Here is a 20,738-nt window from a genome sequence, read left to right as displayed (position 1 = left end):
TGTGGCGCTCCGCCAGGCGCGGGATGCTTACGTACCGGTGTCCGGCGTGCGCGTCGGCGTGAACGTTGGCGTGCGCGTCGGCGTGTTCGACGGCGTCAGCGACGGTGTGAACGTCGGCGTGCGCGTCGGCGTGAACGTTGGCGTGCGCGTCGGCGTATTGGTCGCCGGTGGCGTATTGGTCGGCGTATTGGTGCGCGTCGGCGTGTTGGTCGGCCTCGGCGTGTTGCTCGGCGTCGGCGTGTTGGTCGGCCTTGGCGTGTTGCTCGGCGTGAACGTCGGCGTGCGCGACGGCGTCAGCGTACGGGTCGCCGTTGCCGGCGGCGCGCCGCTGGAGTAGAGCCGCGCAACCGGAATGACCTGCTTCGGCTGGTTCGCATGCGACCAGCTGAGGATCGCGCGCTGGTTGCCGGTCCACTCGAAGTACTCAACCGTAATGCTGACCCGCTGGCAGGCGGTCAGGGTGATCCTGCCATTCGCTTCACCAGACTTGGTGCGCCAGTCATTGATGATCTGGACGCCGTTGACCCACACGCGCACACCATCATCAGTATCGGCGAAGAAGGTATACTCCCCGCTGAACAGCGGCTCAACCTGACCCGTCCAGCGCACGGAGAAGTAATTATTTCCTACGCCAGTAATGGGCGAGTTATTGTTCTGCGCCATGTTGATATTTTCGGTGCGGCTCGCCACCGGTGCGCCGGGGAAGAAGTTCGTCGTTCCCACACTGCTGCCCGGCGTGTAGATGAAGTAGTCGCCACGCAGACCGTTGCCTGTGCCGCCAGCGCATGGCGTGGCGGTCGGCGTGAATGTGGGAGTGCGCGTCGGCGTATTACTCGGTGTTGGCGTATTGGTGCGTGTCGGCGTATTGGTGCGCGTTGGCGTATTGGTTGGCGTGCGCGTATTGGTCGGCGTATTCGTCGTTGTCGGCGATGCCGTATTCGTCGGTGTGCGCGTTGGCGTGTTGGTTGCGGTTGGCGTCGGCGTATTCGTCGGCGTGGGTGTTGGCGTATTGGTTTGCACCACCGGCGGATTGGTCGGCGCGCCCGGCGAGACAAAACCGGCGCGCAGCGGCATGACAAAGCGCGAACTGAGCGGCACCTTATCGCCAAAGGCGGGCGTGAAGCCAAACACGGTATTGTAGTCGGATTTCACAATGACGAAGACATAGCACTGCCGGTTCGGATCCGCCAGGTTGGCGCAGGGCGTTGTATCCACGTCGGGCGCCAGGTCGTTGGCGCGATTGCCGTCGGCGTCCTCCGGTCCCAGCGGATTGCCGTTGAACGGGAAGACATCCTCGATCGCTTGCACCAGGATGTAGTGATCGATCAACCGGACGTAGCCGGACGGTTCGGTTCCTGCGGGGATCAGCCCGGTCACCGGATCGCCGATTGCGCGCCCGTCGCCGTTCTGGTCGAGGAAGTACTGGAACTGGTCGAGCACGCCGTCGCCGTTGGTGTCGGCGGCGTCGGGAATGGCATCACTGTTAAGATCGTACATATTGACGAAGTTGATGCCGCCGGTCGTTCCTGCTTCCTGGCGCACGCGTGTGCGGATCATGTCGTAATCGAGATCGACCGCGCCATCCGATCGGACGATCACATAACGACTGCCATACGTGGCGCCTTCCTGCGCAGCGGTGGTCAACCCCTGCATGTTGAAGAACAGCAGCCCGATATCGACCGCAGCCGCCAGCAGCAGCAGGATAAGCGTCGAGGCGATAACAAACTCGACGAGCGCCTGTCCTGATTGAAATCGTCGTGCCATAATCGTGTCTCCCTCGCCGGTTGCTACGGCGTCGGTTCCGTGCAGGCGATGCCGTTTGCAAAGTTCGGATTGTTCCCCAGACTTTCGATCGTTCGCTGCGCCGTCACCTTAATGCGCATCGTACCGTTGTCGCCCAACATGGTGTTGATGAAACTGACGAGCGGCGTGAGCGGCTCGATGACGTAGTCGATCTGCACCTCGATCACGCCTCCCAATCGTCGCGGGTTGGGATCGGCGCTGTTCGGGTACAGGATCGTTACCTGATTGACATCGACCGGGAAAAAGCCGGTCGAGTCGTTGGTGACTTCCAGAATGCGATTCACGCACGGGTCGTCGAGCCAGCGCGGATCACCCTGAGCGCGCAACGCCAGCCGCGACTGGTAGGGCGGCAGTTGCGACGCCGCCTCGGCGCCCGCGCGCGCCGCGCTGAACAGGGTCGAATATCCCCAGATGTAGTAACCGAGATCGACGATCGCAAACAGAAGCGCGAACAGGATCGGTGCGATCAGCGCCATCTCAACCAGCGATTGACCTGTTGATCGCCTGGGCATGCTCTGTCCCTTCTGGTCTCCATCCTCTACTGGCATTATAGAGAGGCGGTTGCGCTCGCTCAATAGTCCGTTAGTCCTGAGACGGATCGAAGATTACGGTTTGATGACAAGAGGCGAGGGGGTGGCACGTTAACCGTTGAAGGTTGAAGGTTGTAAGGTTGAAGGTTGAAGGTTACCTGTTGAACGTTGAACGTTGAAGGTTGAAGGTTGAACGTTGAACGTTGAAGGTTGAAGGTTGAACGTTGAACGTTGAAGGTTGAAGGTTGAAGGTTGAACGTTGAAGGTTGAACGTTGAAGGTTGAACGTTGAAGGTTGAACGTTGAACTCACCGTTCGATCATTTTTTGACGGATGGCTTCCTGATGCGATCTGCGACTTGACAAATAACGACCTGGCTGCGAGAACGCCCCCGTTTTATGGCATCAGGGAGCCTTGCATGAAAACAAGCGAACCGAGGGTTGAACGTCGTCTGTGAGCAGGGATGAAGGGCGTCCCCGACCCTTGAGGTCTTGACCATACGACGGCGTGCTACGCTGGCGCGTCGGTGGCGGAACGGTCTCTGCCTGCGTTGGGGGCGCCGCCCGACGAACCCCTAACCCCACAATCTGCACTCCCAGGCGGCGCGGATCGTGGCCGGCGGGATCGTCGCGGGCGGGTATGAAGGCAGGGCTGCGCACGCGCAGGAGGAGATGCCCGGTTGGTGAGGAGGGCATCTGGCGAGGATCAATCGCCAGCGTGACGGTGGTTGGTTCGGTGCCGGGGGTAACGCATACCGGTGTGGTGAATACTGCCTGTTCTGCCTCTTCGACGGAGAAGCCGGGTTCAGCAGCGAGCGCCAGGCAGGTCTCGCCGGTCAACGCCGTCGGGCGCGCGCCGGATGCCAGCGTCACTGAAATGCTCAGTGGCTCATCCTTCGGCGCCGGCAGGCGGAAGAGTGCGTCGCCGTCGGTCCAGGCGATCAGGCGGTCGTTGATGCGCTCCGCACGGTAGACCCCGCGCACCTGGTAGGCGTAGTCGTCGGGCAGAATGACCGGCGGCGTTTCTCCTGCGGCGCCGGGTGTCAGGCGATAGAGCGCAAAATCGAGGGTAAACCGCTGCACGGCGGAAGGTTTGTGATCGGTCGGTTGTTCATATTCCGGCAGGTCGAGGAGGAATCGCCCGACCGGTTCAAGACGCCATCCGGGGAGGGTCAGCGCACCGCTGGCGCTGACCGCCAGGTACACCGGGCGCCCCTGATCGTGCCAGCGACGGATGTAGCGCGCCAGTTGCGGTGCATACCGTCCGGGATCGCGACTCTTCAGCGCGAATGCGTCAACACCAAACCCGAAGGTGAGCGGTGTTGCCAGCAGATCGGGAATGTCACGCGCCTGTGCATACGATGGAGCGCCGCCGCGCATGAGCACAATCGCGCCCGGATCGAGTTGGGCTGCCATTGCGCCGATCTGGGTGATCGCTCCGGCATATTCGGTGTGACGGTAGATCGGTCTGCCGGTGACGACCAGGAACAGGACAAGGGCGAGGGTGAGGAGAACGCGAAGGTTGAAGGTTGGGGGTTGAAGGTTTGGGGTTGAAGGTTGAAGGTTGGGGGTTGAAGGTTGGGGGTTGAAGGTTGAAGGTTGAAGGTTGGGGGTTGAAGGTGGAACCCTGAACATTGAACCTTGAACGTTGAACGCTATTGAACCTTGAACGTTGAACGTTGTTGGACGTTGCAGTCCTGTTGAGGCGTTGCGATGCGCCTTTCGTGCGATGGATCGCAGCATATCGGCGAACAATCGCAGATCGAGCGTCAGATGCGCGATGGCGTAAGCGATGCCGATGGCGAACGCCGGATAGACGTGCGGCACGTAGCGTCGCATGATGTAGATATAGTGCTGATCGCTGGCGCCGTAGGTCAGCCGCAGGAAGACCACCGATGCAACGGCGGCAATAACCAGGAACAGCCAGGAGGTCGCGTTGATGCGGTAGACCATCAGCGCCAGACCGGCAAGCGCGAGTGCAATCCCCAGCGGCGACAGGTACCATCCCAGGCGCACCAGGTTCGCCTGCGCCACGCCGAACAGGTCACGCAGCACATAGCGGTCGCAGGCGCGCAGATCGGCGAGGATCTCCGGCGCAACGTCCGCCTCGCGGATCAGACCGTCTCGAAGGACTTCCGGCATGGTGCGCCCATCGGCGGATGGCGGCAGCGTCTCGCGGCGCAGCGCAATGCAGGCTTCGCGCGGCGGGTTGGAACGACCGCGCGCCATACCGATGAGATGATCGATCCATCCGGCGAGCGGATCGACATACGCGGGAGTGGCAATCGGCGCCCCGACATACCCCTGGAGGGTCAGACACGCGCCCTGTGGGCTGGTCAGTTGCGCCGGCGTCAGGCAGGCGGGCAGCGCGGCGATGGTCGCAGGCGACAGGATCTGCGGGCGGATAAGGTACGTATACCCTCCCAGCACAATGACGACAACCGCAGCGATCAGGCGCAGCGGATGGCTCAGACGCGCAAGCAGCGATACGAAGTGGGCGACCAGACTCAGGCGACGCACCACGATCAAGGCGATGATGATCAGGATGACGACGAAAAGTTCGGTGCCGATACGCGCCCAGTTGAGCGGTGCATCGGCGGTCGGCGGCATCCCGGCGATCGGCGGGCATGGTTGCATCGTCAGGCGCGAGCAGGGGCGCAGCAGATAGACCTGGCGCAACGTGGGGGTGAGAAACGGCAACGCCAGGGCTGCGGTGAGCGCAAAATCTTGCAGACGGGCGAAGAGCGTATCGAAGAAATAGGCGCGCGCCAGGAACACGATCTGCAATCCGGCGTGGAGCAGCATCACCCCGGCGCCCGCCAGCAGCGCAGTGTGCGGCAGCGTCCAGCGGCGCGCAAGCCAGATGAAGATCAGGTAGAGCGCCAGCGGTCCTGTGACCAGGAAGAACTCGATGCGCGTCAGGGCGAGTTGTCCGAATGCCAGCCCGGCGAGCAGGGCGTGGAAGGTTGAAGGTTGAAGGTTGAAGGTTGAAGGTTGAAGGTTGAACGTTGAAGGTTGAACGTTGGTGGAAGGTGGAACGTTGAACGTTGAAGGTTGAACGTTGGTGGAAGGTGGAACGTTGAAGGTTGAAGGTTGAACGTTGAACGTTGAAGGTTGAACGTTGAAGGTTGAACGTTGAACGTTGGACGCGGAAAGTGGAACGTTGGGCGTTGAACGTTCAACGTTGAGGGTTGAAGGTTGAAGGTTGGGTGTGGAACGTTGAACGTTGAACGTCGAAGATCCGAAGGCTCTAGCGAAGGCGTAGAGTCCAGCAAAGATGAGGAACTGCGCTGTTGTTTCGGCGGTGGAATAGCGACTGAACCAGACCTGAACGGCACTAAGCGCAAGGAAGAGCGCCGCCAGCAGTCCGACCCACGGACCGGCGATGCGCCGACCGAGCAAAGCGACGCTCCAGACCCCCAGTAGACCGGTAACCGCTGGCGCCAGCAATCCGCCGTGCATCCCGAAGAACGCGGCGAGCAATCCAATCCAGGCGGAGAAGAGGTGCAATCCTTGCGGGACGACACGCCCGCGTGCAAGGTCGCCCTGATCGATAAAAAACCCTGCGGCGCGCAGGCGGGTGGCAATGAAGCGCTGCGCATTCTGCACGCCGAGAACGTTGGTTTCCGCCTGACGGGCGGCATCGGCGAGCGATGGATCGGGAGATTGTTGATCGGCGGCGATCTGCGCCACCAGCGGATCGGTAAAGGTCAGTGAACCGGTGCGTACCATGATGAACCCTGCATTCGCATAGACGCCCGCATCACGCACACCGATGATCGTCTCGAACGGAGGAGTGACGAGGAAGACGAAGAGCAGCAGGATGGCGGAGAGGAGAAGGTTGAAGGTTGGGCGTTGAAGGTTGAAGGTTGGGCGTGGGAGGTTGAAGGTTGAAGGTTGAAGGTTGAAGGTTGAAGGTGGCACGTCGGGCGTGGCGGGTGGAACGTCGGACGTTGAAGGTGGAACGTTGAACGTGGAAGGTGGAACGTCGGGCGTGGCGGGTGGAACGTCGGGCGTGGCAGGTGGAACGTCGGGCGTGGCGGGTGGAACGTCGGGCGTGGCGGGTGGAACGTTGAACGTTGAAGGTGGACCGTCGGGCGTGGCAGGTGGAACGTTGAACGTTGAAGGTGGAACGTCGGGCGCGGCAGGTGGAACGCCAGGTGCTGAAGGTTGAACATCGGGCGTGGCGGGTTGACTGCCGGATGCGCGGCGGATCAGTGCGGCGATGATGCACAGAACGGCAACCACAGCGCCATGCAGCGGCGCAGAGAAGATGCCAATCTGCGCCAGGGTGAATGCCAGCCATCCGTTTAGCAGCGCGCCGATCAGGGCATATTCGAACCAGCGTTCGATCGGATCGCTGCTACGCCAGGCAACCGGCAACGCGCGCGCGATCAACGCGCCGGTGAGTATGAGCGCCAGAATGATGAGTGTCAGGGTAGCGGGAGCGATAGTTGTCACCAGGAACTGAGAACCAAGAACTGAGAACTGAGAACCGGCTGCTATCGATGTTGGGTATTCTCCGCACGTACACGGGAAGACCGTGCATAGCATCTGGCGTTGACGCGCAGCGTATTCTCTGCACATACACAGGATAACCAGACGAGACAGTCGTCTGTATTGTCCGTTATGTGTGCATCAGGAGCCTGATTATACCACGCGCCGGGGCGATTGCATTTTATTGCAGTGCGGCGCGGAGTGCGGTCTGCGATGGCTCAACACGCCCGGAAAGCCTCTGGAGGAACGCCCCCGCTACACCATAATGTAAAAAACAGTCCGCGAAAGCCTTGACGCCGCCCCGCCGACGTGGTATCATTGTACTTCGCAATTTGCAAACGCCGGAGCGGACGAAGGAGGAACTCACCGGCATTCAATGCGTTATTCAAACGCATCTCCAGATAGACCCATCAGACGCACGAACACAACCCACGGTCTCTGCCATTGAAGGGAGACAACGCCGTGAGTGTGTGTTTGTGTTTTCGGTTTTCTACGGTCAAAGAACCCAGTATCCGGCAATCAGACGCCAGTGAACGCGAGAGCGTCGGGTCCGTTCTGTGTCAGGAGTCTGACCCGAACGCACCAGCGAGTTCTATGGCGACTGACAAGCAAGAGCGAGGTGCCAATGCCCCCGTTGACTCAAAGTGTTGTGCTCCAGCCATTGATCGTGCCGAACGATGTCGGCATTGATGCGCTGCATCGCGGCAAGATCGAGCGCTATTCATTCGCGCGCATTTCAAACGCTATCGAATTGCCCAAACTGATTGAAACGCAACTGAACAGTTTCGAGTGGTTCCGCAAAGAAGGGTTGCGTGAACTGTTTGAAGAGATTTCGCCGATTACCGATTTCACCGGCAAAAATATGGAATTGCGCTTCCTCGACTATCATTTCGGGGAACCGCGCTACAACGAGCATGAGTGCCGCGAACGGGGGATTACCTATTCTGCACCGATCCGGGTCAATGTGCAGTTGCGCATCCTGAGCACCGGAGAGCTGAAAGAGAGTGAAATCTTCCTTGGCGATTTCCCGCTGATGACAGAGAACGGCACCTTTGTCATCAACGGCGCCGAGCGCGTGGTGGTTTCCCAGTTGATCCGATCGCCGGGAGTCTATTTCAAAGAAGAGAAAGATCCGACCTCCGGGCGCAGTCTCCATTCGGCAAAATTGATCCCGAGTCGTGGCGCGTGGCTCGAGTTCGAGACCAACAAGCGTGATGTCATTTCGGTCAAAGTCGATCGCAAGCGCAAGATTCCGGTCACGATCCTCCTGCGCGCCGTTCTTGGATGGCGGGCGAACCCCGACGGCAGCGGTCAGTGGGCGCCGGATAACGAACTCGACCAGCGCGGGCGTGATGAGGAGATCCTGGAACTGTTCGCGCACCTGGAGACCGGCGACCATCAGTACATCAAGGCGACCCTCGATAAAGACCCGGCGCGCCATGCGAAGGAGGCGTTGCTGGAGTTGTACAAGCGCCTGCGACCGGGCGATCCGCCGACTCTCGATAACGCGCGCAATCTGATTGAGGCGTTGCTCTTCAATCCGCGTCGTTACGATTTGTCGCGCGTCGGGCGCTATAAACTGAATAAGAACCTCTGGGAAAAAGATACCCGCCCTGAAGTGCGTCGTCAGGCGCCCGACGTGAAGGTGCGTGTGTTGCTCCCCGACGATATTTTCAAGATCGTCGAGCGCATGATTCAACTGAACAACGGTACGCCAGGACTGCGCGCCGATGATATCGATCACCTCGGCAACCGCCGTGTGCGCACCGTCGGCGAATTGATCCAGCAGCAGTTCCGCGTCGGTCTGCTGCGCATGGAGCGCGTGATCAAAGAACGCATGTCGCTGCAGGACCCGGAGACGGCCACGCCAAATGCGCTGGTGAATATTCGCCCGGTCGTCGCAGCCATGCGCGAGTTCTTCGGCGGGGCGCAACTCTCGCAGTTCATGGATCAGACCAACCCGCTGGCGGAATTGACCCACAAGCGCCGCCTCTCCGCTCTCGGTCCGGGTGGTCTCAGTCGCGATCGCGCCGGGTTCGAGGTGCGCGACGTGCATCATTCGCACTATGGGCGCATCTGCCCGGTGGAGACGCCGGAAGGACCAAACATCGGTCTGATCGGCACCATGTCCACCTATGCGCGGGTTAATGAAATGGGCTTCCTGGAGACGCCGTATCGTAAGGTGTACCGCGAGGTGCCCAACGCCAGCGAGTGGGAGCGCCAGGGATTGTTACTGCGCGATGTGCGCGACCTGCGCACCGGCGAGTTGATCGCCGTGCGCGGCACGCGTGTCGATGCTGCGGTTGCGCGCCGGATAGCCGTTGCGCTGCTGCGCGGGCAGATTCTGCGTGAGGATGTGGTCGATCCCACTACCGGCGAGGTGATCGCCCACGCCGGGCAGGAAGTCAACCGCGCCCTGGCGGAGCGGATCGTCGAAACGCCATTGAAGATCATCAAGATCCGTCCGGTTGTCTCGCAGGAGGTGGATTATCTCTCCGCCGACGAGGAAGACAGGTTTGTCATTGTTCAGGCGAACGCACCGCTAGACGAGCATAATCGCTTCCTTGAAGGAACCGTGTCGGTGCGCTACGCCGGCGATTTTGATGATGTGCCGATTGAGCGCGTCGATTATATGGATGTGTCACCCAAACAGGTGGTCAGCGTGTCAACGGCGCTGATCCCCTTCCTGGAGCACGACGACGCCAACCGCGCGCTGATGGGGTCGAATATGCAGCGACAGGCGGTGCCGCTCCTGCGTCCTGATGCGCCGATCGTCGGCACCGGCATGGAGTATGTGGCGGCGCGCGATAGCGGGCAGGTGGTGGTTGCCAAAGCTGATGGCGTCGTTCTTTCGGCGACCGCTGATGAGATCGTGATCCTGGAGGACGACGGCAATGAGCGGTCGTACCGCCTGCGTAAGTTTATGCGCTCGAACCAGGACACCTGTATCAATCAGCGCCCGATTGTGTCACGTGGTCAGCGAGTGCGCAAGGGCGATATCATTGCCGACAGTTCCAGCACTGATAACGGCGAACTGGCGCTCGGGCAGAATGTGCTGGTTGCGTTCATGCCGTGGGAAGGCGGCAATTTTGAGGATGCCATCCTGGTTTCAGAACGCCTGGTGCGCGAAGATATTTTCACCTCGATCCATATCGAAAAGTATGAGGTCGAAGCGCGCGACACCAAACTGGGACCGGAAGAGATTACCCGCGATATTCCGAATGTCGGGCAGGATAGCCTGCGTAATCTGGATGATCGCGGCATCATCTATATCGGCGCCGAGGTGCAACCGAACGATATTCTCGTCGGCAAGATCACACCGAAAGGCGAAACCGATCTCACGGCTGAGGAGCGTCTGCTGCGGGCAATCTTCGGCGAAAAAGCGCGCGAAGTGAAGGACTCGTCGCTGCGGGTGCCGAACGGCGTGCGCGGCAAGGTCATCGATGTCAAGGTCTTTACCCGTGATGACGATGTCGAACTGCCGGTCGGCGTCAATCAGCGCGTCGATGTGTTGCTGTGTCAGAAGCGCAAGATCTCGGCTGGCGATAAGATGGCCGGTCGCCATGGGAACAAGGGCGTTGTCAGCCGCATTTTGCCGATCGAGGATATGCCGTTTCTGCCCGATGGGACGCCGGTCGATATCATTTTGAACCCGATCGGCGTGCCAAGCCGTATGAACATCGGTCAGATTCTGGAGACGCATCTGGGATGGGCGGCTGCTCGCCTTGGCTATCGCGTCGCCACACCGGTGTTCGATGGCGCGACTGAGACGGAGATCAAGGAATGGCTCAAACGCGCCGATCTGCCGCCTGATGGCAAGATCACCCTCTACGACGGGCGCACCGGCGAAGCGTTTGATCGCCCGGTGACCGTCGGGTATATCTATATGATGAAACTGGCGCACCTGGTGGAGGATAAGATCCACGCGCGCTCGACCGGTCCATACAGCCTGGTGACGCAACAACCGCTGGGCGGCAAGGCGCAGTTCGGCGGTCAGCGCTTCGGCGAAATGGAAGTCTGGGCGCTGGAAGCGTATGGCGCTGCCTATACCCTCCAGGAAATGCTCACCGTGAAGTCGGACGATGTGGTGGGTCGCGTGAAGACGTATGAGGCGATCGTGAAGGGTGAGCCGATCCAGGAGGCTGGCGTTCCGGAAAGCTTCAAGGTGCTGATCAAGGAATTGCAGTCGCTCGGTCTGTCGGTCGAGGTGCTGAGCGCCGATGAGACGCCGGTGGAACTGACCGATGACGCGGATAGCGATCTGGCGGCGCTCGATGGAATCAACCTGTCGGGCATGGAGCGTGGGGAATTCTAAACGCCATTCTGTCCCTCCCGCCGGCATGTCGGTCGGCGGGAGGATGTGTGTTGTTTGAACGGGCGCATGCCATTGGGAGAGAACAATGCTCGAAATCAACGATTTTAGCGCCATTCGCATCAGTCTCGCGTCGCCTGAAGATATTCTGAGCTGGTCGCACGGCGAGGTGACCAAGCCGGAGACGATCAACTACCGCACACTGAAACCCGAACGCGACGGTCTGTTCTGTGAGCGCATCTTCGGTCCGACCAAGGACTGGGAATGCTACTGCGGCAAGTATAAGCGTGTGCGCTATAAGGGCGTCGTCTGCGACAAGTGCGGCGTTGAGGTGACCCGCTCGAAGGTGCGACGTGAGCGCATGGGGCATATTTCGCTGGCGTCGCCGGTATCGCATATCTGGTTTGTGAAGGGCACGCCGAGCCGCCTCGGTCTGCTGCTCGACATTTCGCCGCGCAACCTGGAGCGTGTGCTGTACTTCGCCTCATACATGATCGTGCACGTTGATGAGGAGTTGAAGGCGCAGGCGCGTGAGGCGTTGCAGGCGGAATACCGCGAAAAGCGCGAGCGTATCCAGCAGGAAGCCGAGAGCAAGCAGATCGAACTCTCGACCCAACTAACGCAGGACCTCGGCGGCATGGAGAGCGCCCAGATCACGACGCAGCGGCGGATCGAGGAGGAATATCGCCGCCTGCGCGATGAGATCAGCGCCGAAGCGGAACGCCTGCGCAGCGATCTCGAAGAGAAGCAGGGGGAGGCGGCGGAGGAGGATATTCTCTTCCGCGGAACGGTGCTGATCGAAGAGGGTGAGATTATCACCGAAAAGACCCTCGATGCGCTTGATGAATTGCTCGATCAGGAACTGGAGACGCTTGAGCAGCGCAAGCAGCGCGATCTTGAGGACGCCGAGCAGTTGACCGGCGCCGAGCGCGAGCGCAAGGAGTATGAAGCCAGCCAGGAACGGGAGCGCTTGCAGGAGCGCTTGCAGAGCGAACTTGATCGCCTGGTGCGCGAGGAAAAGGAGCGCCTCGAACAGATCGATTCGATCAAACTGAAGCGCATTCTGAGTGAACAGGAGTATCGCGCGCTCCGTGAGATTGCGCCGGGCGTGTTTCGCGCCGATATGGGTGCAGGGGCGGTGCGCGACATGATCGTGCGCACGATCGACCTCGATAAACTGGCGGAAGAATTGCAGAACGAGGTGTATACCACGCAGGGGCAGCGGCGCAAGAAGGCGACCAAACGCCTGCGCGTGGTCGAGGCGTTCCGCAAGAGCGGCAATCGCCCTGAGTGGATGATCCTGACGGTGCTGCCGGTCATTCCGCCCGACCTGCGCCCGATGGTGCAACTCGATGGCGGTCGTTTCGCCACCAGTGACCTCAACGACCTGTACCGGCGCGTCATCAATCGCAATAATCGCCTGAAGCGCCTGATGGAACTCAACGCGCCCGAGATCATCGTGCGCAACGAGAAGCGCATGCTCCAGGAAGCGGTCGATGCGCTGATCGATAATGGGCGCCGCGGGCGCGCCGTGTCGGGCAAGGGAAAGCACCGCCTGAAGAGCCTGAGCGATATGCTCAAAGGCAAGCAGGGGCGCTTCCGCCAGAACCTGCTCGGTAAGCGCGTCGACTACTCAGGACGCTCGGTGATCGTGGTTGGACCAGACCTGAAACTGCACCAGTGCGGTCTGCCTAAGAAAATGGCGCTCGAACTGTTCAAGCCGTTCGTGATGCGCCGCCTGGTGGAAAAAGGGTTCGCCCATAACATCAAAAGCGCCAAACGCATCGTCGAGCGCGTTCGCCCTGAAGTGTGGGACGTGCTCGAAGAGGTGATCAAGGACTACCTGGTGCTGCTGAACCGCGCTCCGTCGCTGCACCGCCTCTCGATCCAGGCATTCGAAGCCAAACTGATCGAGGGTTCGGCGATCCAGTTGCATCCGCTCGTCTGCGCGGCATTCAATGCCGACTTCGATGGCGACCAGATGGCGGTGCACGTGCCGCTCTCGCGTAAGGCGCAGGAAGAAGCGCGCATGCGCATGCTGTCGAAGTACAACCTGTTGTCGCCAGCCACCGGTGATCCGATCATTACACCGTCACAGGATATCGTGCTTGGGTGTTACTACCTGACGATGGTGAAAGACGGGGCAAAGGGCAGCGGTAAGATGTTCGCCTCGATCGATGAGGCGTTGCTGGCATACGACAAAGGACTGATCGATATCCAGGCGCCGATCTTTGTTCGCATGACGGGGACGGTGTATGGTGAGAGCGATCGACCGGTGCGGATGCTCAGCCCCGACGAAAACGGCGCGCCCCGGATGTTGCTGGAGACGACGATTGGACGAATCATTTTCAACAATGAACTGCTCGAACCATTGCGCTTCCGCAATCGCCTGATCGCCAAAAAAGGGTTGCGTGAGATCATCGCCGACTGCTACAAATACTATACGAATCTCAACAACCTGACCGAAGCCGATCTCGACACGATTCGCGCGATGTACGGCGACCGTCCGCGCGATGACCTGGCGCGGTATTTTGGTTCGGAAATGACGGCCAGCCAGGCCGACCGGATCAAGACGCTGGGATTCAGATATGCAACGCGCGGCGGTATGACGATTGGCGTCGATGATATCGAAATTCCGCCAAAGAAGCAGGACATTCTTGCCGAAGCCGAAAAGCGCGTCACTGAGGTGGAACGACAGTTCCGGCGCGGTCTGATCACCGAAGAGGAGCGCTACCGCGAAATTGTGGAAATCTGGCAGAATGCCACCAAACAAACCACCGAAGCGGTCAAGCAGCATCTGAATCCGTTCGGTCCGGTGGCGATGATGGTCAATTCCGCAGCCCGCGGGAATATCAACCAGTTGAGCCAGATGGCCGGTATGCGTGGTTTGATGTCCGACCCGACCGGTCGGATCATCGAACTGCCGATCAAGAGCAACTTCCGGGAAGGTCTCTCGGTGCTCGAATACTTTGTGTCAACCCACGGCGGACGCAAAGGTCTGGCGGATACCGCGCTGCGCACGGCGGACGCCGGGTATCTGACCCGCCGTCTGATCGATGTGGCGCAGGACAATATCGTGACCATCGATGACTGTGGGACTGATGAGGGATTGTGGATCTACCGCGCCGATGACCGCGAAGTCCTGCAGGACTTCGAGCAGCGCATCCTGGGTCGTCTGCTGGCAGCGCCCCTGGTCGATCCACGAACGGGTGAGATTCTTGCCAATCGTAATGATGAGATCGATGAAGCGCTGGTGCGCAAGTGCAAGGAACTTGCCATCGATGCGGTGTATGTCCGCTCGCCGCTGGCATGCAAAGCCGACTACGGCATCTGCCGCATGTGCTATGGGCGCAACCTGGCAACCGGCAAACTGGTCGATATCGGCGAGGCGGTCGGCATTATTGCTGCACAATCGATTGGTGAGCCGGGCACGCAGTTGACGCTGCGCACCTTCCATACCGGCGGTGTGGCGTCGGCAGACGACATTACCCAGGGTTTGCCGCGTGTTCAGGAGATTTTCGAGGCGCGCACGCCGAAGGGCAAGGCGATCCTGGCGGAGATCGACGGCATCGTCGAACTGGTGCGCGAAGACGAGGTGCGGAAGATCCGCGTCGTCGCAACCGAACTCTACACCGACGATCACGAACTGCCGCCGCACTATGAGCCGGTCGTGGCGGACGGGGCGCAGGTGAACGAGGGTGATGTGCTGGCGCAGAGCAATCGGGCGGATCTCAATGGCGAACCGATTGTTGCACGGATCGCCGGTGTTGTGCGCATAGGCGCCGGACAGATCAGCGTGATCAACGAAGAGCGTGAGGTGCGCGAAGTGGTGGCGCCGCACACGGCGCGCCTGGCGCCGGGCATCGAGAACGGAGCGCGCGTCGTTGCCGGGCAGCACCTGACCGAGGGTTCCGCCGATCCGCAGGAACTTCTTGCACTCCAGGGGCGCGAAGCGGTGCAGCGCTACCTGGTCAACGAGGCGCAAAAAGTGTATCGCTCGCAGGGTGTCGATATTAACGATAAGCATATCGAAGTCATCGTGCGCCAGATGCTGCGCCGCGTGCGGATCGAAGAGCCGGGCGACACCGATTACCTGCCGGGTGAACTGATCGACTCGACGGAATTCGTGCGGAAGAATGCCGAAATCATCAGTCAGGGCGGTGAGCCGGCGACGGCGTCAACGATGCTGCTGGGCATCACCAAGGCGTCGCTGACGACCGATAGTTTCCTGGCGGCGGCATCGTTCCAGGAGACGACCCGCGTGCTGACCGAAGCAGCGATCACCGGCAAGGTCGATTACCTGCGGGGTCTGAAGGAGAATGTCGTCATCGGCAAACTCATTCCGGCTGGCACAGGGATCGAGAAGCGACGCCAGCTTGCTGAGGAGATCATCGGCGAACTGGCGAATGTTGCACCTGCGACCAGTACGGCGGTCGTCGAGCAGGAACGTCCCGACCGCGAAGCCGATGAGGCGTTGCGGCGTCGGTTGCGGGCGCTGATCGGCGGCGATGGCGATGATGGTGAGAGGAACAATGGCGACTTCGATGATCAGGTCGGTGAGGATGTGGTGATCCCGCCTGATGATGACGATCAGGAAGCGTGATCCTATCGCTGACCGGCACTGTGCGGAAAAGACTGAAAACAGGAGGGCCTGCCCTCCTGTTTTGCATATCACATCAAGGGTATTTCACCGCAGCGACGCAGCGTTCGCAGCGACGGCTTCCGTTATCGCGTCACGCACATGTATGCTTCGCTGTGCACCCATTGTGGTTCGTTTTTTCTCTCTGTGCGCTCGGCGTCTCAGCGGTGCGTTTTTGCAGCGAAGTCATCAACGGTTTTGATACTGGGGAACCGAATGTGGCCGCCTGTCCGTGATCCAGACCGTTACCCGCCAGTGCTCAAATTGACGCCTACCCGCGCCAGCATGTTCGTTGCTGCGCCGTTGACCCGCATGAGCGCCAGCCGCCGCTGGATATAGTCCAGATCGAGCATCTGACGGCGTGCAATAGCAGTCGCATCGGCAATATCGTGCTTCCCCTCCTCCGGACCGCGCGCCAGCAACGCTTTGTGCACCAGGACATCCTCCGGTGACAGGACCGGCACCAGCGAGCCGAGCAACGGCAGGCGCCGCACCCGACTGCGCATATCGGCATCGAGCACAAACGGATAGACATCTCGCCCGCGTCGGATGGTCAGATCATCGAAAATCTTGATGCCGCGCCAGAGGATGCGTTGACCGTCGAACTGCACGACTTTCTGCTGCCGATCCAGCAATCGAACCACCTCGGACAACTTCCCTGGCTCGATGAGAATATCGATATCCTGAATCGGGCGTCGGTTGCCGTAGAGATGCGCTGCTGCGCCGGCGCACACAGCCCATGCCAGGTGACACGCATCGAGCGTCCGCTGAACGACTCCAAGGTTGCCTGCGATGAGTGACATGAAAACCGCCTGTCAAGACACGTTGATTGCGCCCATACAAATGTATGATAATGAAAAAACCGCGCCTGTTGAAGAGACCTGATAGTCCTATTTGCCTATCACCCCTGCAGCCCGACCGGTGCGCGACGCTGGATCCACTCCTCGCGACAGAGGCGCATTTCGAAGAACTCGACCTTCAGACCGCGCATGTCGTCGCGGAAATGGCGACGCAGCGGCGCATACATCGGCTGATCGAGCACTCGTCGATCAAAGAGAACGCCCACGTTGCGCCAGTCGCTTTCGACATACCGAAAGCCGAGGCGGGTATAGCAGCGCACTGCACGGACGTTCGGTGCGGCGACGTCAAGCACCAGCAGGCGATAGTCGAGCGCACCGAAGTAGTAGTCGAGAAACAATGTGAGCGCTTCCGTGCCCAGGCCACGGCCAACATACGGTGCGGCAAACGTCACGCCGAGCCGCGCCTGCCTGCGTTGCCGGTCGATTTCGCGGAGCGAGATGCGCCCGATCAGAGCGCCACCCGCATCCTCGACCGCCCAACTCTGGCGTCGGGCGCCATTTTCGAGAAATGTATGCCATACACTGCCGCCGAACGACGACGGACGCGGCAGGTTCCACAAGGGATCGAAGGGATCATTGTAGGGCGGCCAGGTATCCGCCACATCATCATCATGACTCTCCCACGGACGAATGAGCACTCGTGGACCGCGCAACTTCATGATCATCTCCCGCCAGCAGGATTAGAGAGCATCGGCTTGCAACTCTTCCAGACCGCCGACATCACCGACGATCAGGCGCACCAGTTCGGACGCAATGACGCCAGGCTGTGCGGCAATCACATAGTCCGCCATCAATGTGTAGATCGAGTCTTCAGGTGCGATGGTCATAACAAAAGCGCCGTGACGCCGCGCGACAAATGGGAAGGAGGCGACAGGCTCAATGGCGCCGACCGTTCCAACGCAGAGAAAGACATCACACTGCTCAACCGCCTGCCGCGCACGCCGTAATTCGTGGTGTGGCAATCCTTCGCCAAACATCACCACATCAGGGCGGAGCAGGCTGCCGCACTGCACGCAGCGTGGCGGGATTTCGCCGTCGTCGTCCCAGGCGAATGCGATATGTCCCGACTCGAAGCAGCGACAGCGCCGGAGACTGCCGTTCAGTTCAATCAGGTCGCGCGACCCTGCCCGCCAGTGCAATCCATCGATCGACTGCGTAATCAGGGTAAATGCCGGATAGTGCTGCTCCAGGTCAACGAGCGCGTAGTGTGTTACGCCCGGTTGGGCGCGTTCCGCCAGCATGCGACGGTACGCATACCACTCCCAGACAAGGCGCGGATTGCGGACGAACGCCTGCGGCGTCGCCAGTTCGCTGACATCGTACTGCGCCCAGTGACCGGTATGCGCTTCGCGAAACGATGGGATACCGCTCTCCGCTGCCACGCCGCCGCCGGTCAGCGCCACGACGCGCCGGGCATTGATCAATCGATAGAGAACATCATCGGGCAATGTGAGGGTCATGGCGCATCTCCTTCAGTGAGGTGCAGCGATGTTGCGGTATAGCGAATTATGGGGCATTGCCAAAAGCGGCAGCCGCCAGTGCAGGAAGCATATGCCCTGAGGGGGCGTACAGGTGCAGATCCAGCAACCCATTGAGTGCGCCCGGAGCGATATTGATCTCAACGGTATATGCGCCGGCAGATCGCGCGATCAAAGGCAGATCGGCGGCCGGATGAACGACCCCTGAAGTGCCCACACAGAGGAACAATTCACAGCGCCTTGCCGCCGCCACAGCGACACGCCAGGCGCGGGGAGGCAGCAATTCGCCAAACCAGACGACGTCGGGACGCACCAGACCGCCGCAGCGCGGGCAAGGAGGCGGCGCATCCTGCGGAACTGTCGTCAACTCAACCGGCTCGTCATCTGCAAAGCAACGGTACCGGTTCAGATTGCCATGCAATTCTACCACGTTTTGACTTCCGGCGCGATGATGAAGACCGTCAACATTCTGGGTGATCAGCGTAAAATCGGCTATCCGACGTTCCAGTTCGGCGAGCGCGATGTGCCCTGGGTTGGGTTCAGCCGCCGCCACAAGACTGCGCCGATAGGCATACCACTGCCATACCAGCGCAGGGTTGGCGCGAAATGCGGCAGGCGACGCCAGTTCACCCGGATCGTAGCGCGCCCATAAGCCCGTTTGCGCATTGCGAAATGTCGGCACACCGCTTTCGGCTGAAACGCCAGCGCCGGTCAGAACAGCCACACACCGCGCTTTGCGCAGACGTTCGATCAGCGTGTCAGGGATTTCCATACGCTTGTATATCTCATATGTGCATGTGAATGACCATGGACGGGCGCAGACGGGTGCAGCGCTGCACGGACGCAGCAGCGCTGCACGGACGCAGCAGCGCAGCGCACCCTGGGACGCAGCACCCTGGGACGCAGCACCCTGGGACGCAGCACCCTGGGACGCACCAGCGCTGCACGGACGCAGCACCCTGGGACGCAGCGCTGCACGGACGCAGCAGCGCTGCGTCCCTACCCGGTGCGTACAAACAATTGCGAAACCCACCCTTCGACCGGTTGACCGTTGATCTCACCGCGCACCCGCACCCACGGAACGTTATCGACGGTGCGCGGTCCTTCCAGTTTACGCACACGGGTTCCGTTCGGCAACAGACCGATGATGCGCGTGTTCAGCCCCGGCTCGGCGCGCAGATTCAAGCCTTCCACATCACCAATCGTGACGATCAGCACCTCGCCGGAGCCGTCTGCAACGCCGGTAAGCCAGTCGGGGAGCGTTATACCTTCCGGCAGCGACACCTGCGGGCGCGGCAGACGAATGCTGGTCAACCCTTCGAGCGCCAGGCTTGTCAGCACATATGCTCCTGAACCAACCAGCACGAAGAGTGCAACCATGGCGATCAACGCTGCCAGCGAACGCCGCCGTGCGCTTTGCAGCATCAACTGGTTGGTATCGATTGTTGTGACCGGTGCGGCAGGAGATGGAGATGGAACGGGAGCGGAAGGCGCCGGACGAATGTTCAGGTGCGGAGCTGCCGCCGATGCCCGCTCGCCAACCGGATCAGGATGCTTCGGCGACGCCAGACGATCAGTATCGCGGCTGACACTGCGCCACACCTCGTCGAGCGCCTGGCTCAAGGCAAGGGCATCGGGGAAACGCTGCAACGGGTCAGGCGCGGTTGCACGCGCCAGCAGGCGCGCCAGCGACGGCAGATAGATGTGGGAACGCAGAGCGCTCAGTGTCGGAAGCGCCAGGTTCCGTTGCGCCTGAAGAATGCCATCGAGATCAGCGCCTTCAACGACCCTGCGCCCCGTCAGCATTTCGATCAGCAGCAATCCGAGGGAGTAGACAACGCTGGAAGCAGTGGGAGGTTGACCGGACGCGCGTTCCGGCGCACGATACGCAGCCACATCGAGACCAGATTCCGCCGGTGTCATACTCCAGTTTTCGATCAACTCAACATGCCCTTCGTTGACAAGTACCACATTCGCGCTACTGATCGGCGGGTGCGGTGCGCCAGCCGCCTGGCACGCAGCAACAGCACCAACAATCTGGCGGAAATAGAGTAATGCAACTTCGACCGTCAACGGTCCGAATTCACGCAACGTCCTGCCCGATACATACTCCGTCACCATAAATGGGCGTCCGGCAACTTCGCCGCTGTCGTAGACGTGCAGCAGCGACGGATGCAGATGACGCGCACCGAACTGCGCTTCTGTCACAAAGCGACGCCGCAGCGGTTCCTGGTCGATGAGTTCTTTGCGCAGCATTGCGACCAGCACGCGACGTTGCAACCGCTCATCGTATGCCCGATAGACGACTGCGAGACGTGTCGCGCCGAGTCGCTCGTCGATGCGGTAGCGATTGTGCAAGACCGGCGCAGTGGGCGTGGGAGACTGAGCCATACCAGTATCATCGGCGGGTTCTTTCTATGGGTGATTATAGCATCCGGTGCGCGCTGTCGCAATGATGAAGCCTGTGATTGCGTCGGCATCCTTACTATAGCACGCTCTGCCGCCGAACGACGCGCAGACAACTTCCTTTCCAACGATGGCCTCGAGCACGGATCAGCTATAAAAACGAAGTATCAATAGTGCTTTTGAATCCTTGTTATGCCTGCTCCGTTCTGCTATAA

At 60.4% G+C, this 20,738-nt stretch carries 10 protein-coding genes; 2 read left to right on the top strand and 8 right to left on the bottom strand.

Annotated features, from left to right (window positions below):
- Positions 1-27 precede the first annotated feature (27 nt).
- From ROSERS_RS06550 to ROSERS_RS26700, 3 genes are all read right to left on the bottom strand, one after another.
- Positions 28-1,764: a PA14 domain-containing protein gene (locus tag ROSERS_RS06550; protein WP_011956025.1), complete on the bottom strand. Its 1,737-nt coding sequence runs from the start codon at positions 1,762-1,764 to the stop codon at positions 28-30.
- 23 nt (positions 1,765-1,787) lie between these two features.
- Positions 1,788-2,315: a TadE family protein gene (locus ROSERS_RS06545; RefSeq protein WP_011956024.1), complete on the bottom strand. Its 528-nt coding sequence runs from the start codon at positions 2,313-2,315 to the stop codon at positions 1,788-1,790.
- Positions 2,316-2,736: 421 nt separating this feature from the next.
- Positions 2,737-6,885, bottom strand: a complete 4,149-nt coding sequence (locus tag ROSERS_RS26700) for a hypothetical protein (protein ID WP_011956023.1) — start codon at positions 6,883-6,885, stop codon at positions 2,737-2,739.
- Positions 6,886-7,453: 568 nt separating this feature from the next.
- Here ROSERS_RS26700 and rpoB point away from each other — a divergent pair.
- Both rpoB and ROSERS_RS06530 read left to right on the top strand, forming a co-directional pair.
- Positions 7,454-11,143, top strand: a complete 3,690-nt coding sequence (rpoB, locus tag ROSERS_RS06535) for a DNA-directed RNA polymerase subunit beta (protein ID WP_011956022.1) — start codon at positions 7,454-7,456, stop codon at positions 11,141-11,143.
- A gap of 85 nt (positions 11,144-11,228) precedes the next feature.
- Complete coding sequence (locus ROSERS_RS06530) at positions 11,229-15,743, top strand: DNA-directed RNA polymerase subunit beta' (protein ID WP_011956021.1); 4,515 nt, start codon at positions 11,229-11,231, stop codon at positions 15,741-15,743.
- A 281-nt stretch (positions 15,744-16,024) separates the two neighbouring features.
- Here the strand turns inward: ROSERS_RS06530 and ROSERS_RS06525 are convergent, their stop codons facing one another.
- The 5 genes from ROSERS_RS06525 to ROSERS_RS06505 all read right to left on the bottom strand — a co-directional run bounded on the left by ROSERS_RS06525 (position 16,025) and on the right by ROSERS_RS06505 (position 20,508).
- Positions 16,025-16,582, bottom strand: coding sequence for a nucleotidyltransferase family protein (locus ROSERS_RS06525; protein ID WP_011956020.1), 558 nt, complete (start codon positions 16,580-16,582; stop codon positions 16,025-16,027).
- A 98-nt stretch (positions 16,583-16,680) separates the two neighbouring features.
- Entirely contained in the window at positions 16,681-17,298 is a 618-nt protein-coding gene (locus tag ROSERS_RS06520) for a GNAT family N-acetyltransferase (protein ID WP_011956019.1), read from the bottom strand.
- A gap of 21 nt (positions 17,299-17,319) precedes the next feature.
- Positions 17,320-18,099: an SIR2 family NAD-dependent protein deacylase gene (locus tag ROSERS_RS06515; protein ID WP_011956018.1), complete on the bottom strand. Its 780-nt coding sequence runs from the start codon at positions 18,097-18,099 to the stop codon at positions 17,320-17,322.
- Between the two features lie 46 nt (positions 18,100-18,145).
- Positions 18,146-18,889 (bottom strand): SIR2 family NAD-dependent protein deacylase, encoded by a 744-nt coding sequence (locus ROSERS_RS06510; RefSeq protein WP_011956017.1) that lies wholly within the window; start codon positions 18,887-18,889, stop codon positions 18,146-18,148.
- Positions 18,890-19,116: 227 nt separating this feature from the next.
- Entirely contained in the window at positions 19,117-20,508 is a 1,392-nt protein-coding gene (locus ROSERS_RS06505; RefSeq protein WP_011956016.1) for a serine/threonine protein kinase, read from the bottom strand.
- Positions 20,509-20,738 lie beyond the last annotated feature (230 nt).

Source organism: Roseiflexus sp. RS-1, from assembly GCF_000016665.1.
In the GTDB taxonomy this organism is placed as follows: domain Bacteria; phylum Chloroflexota; class Chloroflexia; order Chloroflexales; family Roseiflexaceae; genus Roseiflexus.
Note: the sequence above shows the minus strand (reverse complement) of the source record. Positions and strands in the feature narration are given on the sequence as shown.

What these genes read in the sequence shown, in the direction of transcription:
- ROSERS_RS06520 (WP_011956019.1), bottom strand. Translation starts at nt 17,298, where the DNA reads ATGAAGTTGCGCGGTCCACGAGTGCTCATTCGTCCGTGGGAGAGTCAT.
- ROSERS_RS26700 (WP_011956023.1), bottom strand. Translation starts at nt 6,885, where the DNA reads ATGCTATGCACGGTCTTCCCGTGTACGTGCGGAGAATACCCAACATCG.
- rpoB (WP_011956022.1), top strand. Translation starts at nt 7,454, where the DNA reads ATGCCCCCGTTGACTCAAAGTGTTGTGCTCCAGCCATTGATCGTGCCG.
- ROSERS_RS06515 (WP_011956018.1), bottom strand. Translation starts at nt 18,099, where the DNA reads ATGACCCTCACATTGCCCGATGATGTTCTCTATCGATTGATCAATGCC.
- ROSERS_RS06545 (WP_011956024.1), bottom strand. Translation starts at nt 2,315, where the DNA reads ATGCCCAGGCGATCAACAGGTCAATCGCTGGTTGAGATGGCGCTGATC.
- ROSERS_RS06510 (WP_011956017.1), bottom strand. Translation starts at nt 18,889, where the DNA reads ATGGAAATCCCTGACACGCTGATCGAACGTCTGCGCAAAGCGCGGTGT.
- ROSERS_RS06525 (WP_011956020.1), bottom strand. Translation starts at nt 16,582, where the DNA reads ATGTCACTCATCGCAGGCAACCTTGGAGTCGTTCAGCGGACGCTCGAT.
- ROSERS_RS06505 (WP_011956016.1), bottom strand. Translation starts at nt 20,508, where the DNA reads ATGGCTCAGTCTCCCACGCCCACTGCGCCGGTCTTGCACAATCGCTAC.
- ROSERS_RS06550 (WP_011956025.1), bottom strand. Translation starts at nt 1,764, where the DNA reads ATGGCACGACGATTTCAATCAGGACAGGCGCTCGTCGAGTTTGTTATC.
- ROSERS_RS06530 (WP_011956021.1), top strand. Translation starts at nt 11,229, where the DNA reads ATGCTCGAAATCAACGATTTTAGCGCCATTCGCATCAGTCTCGCGTCG.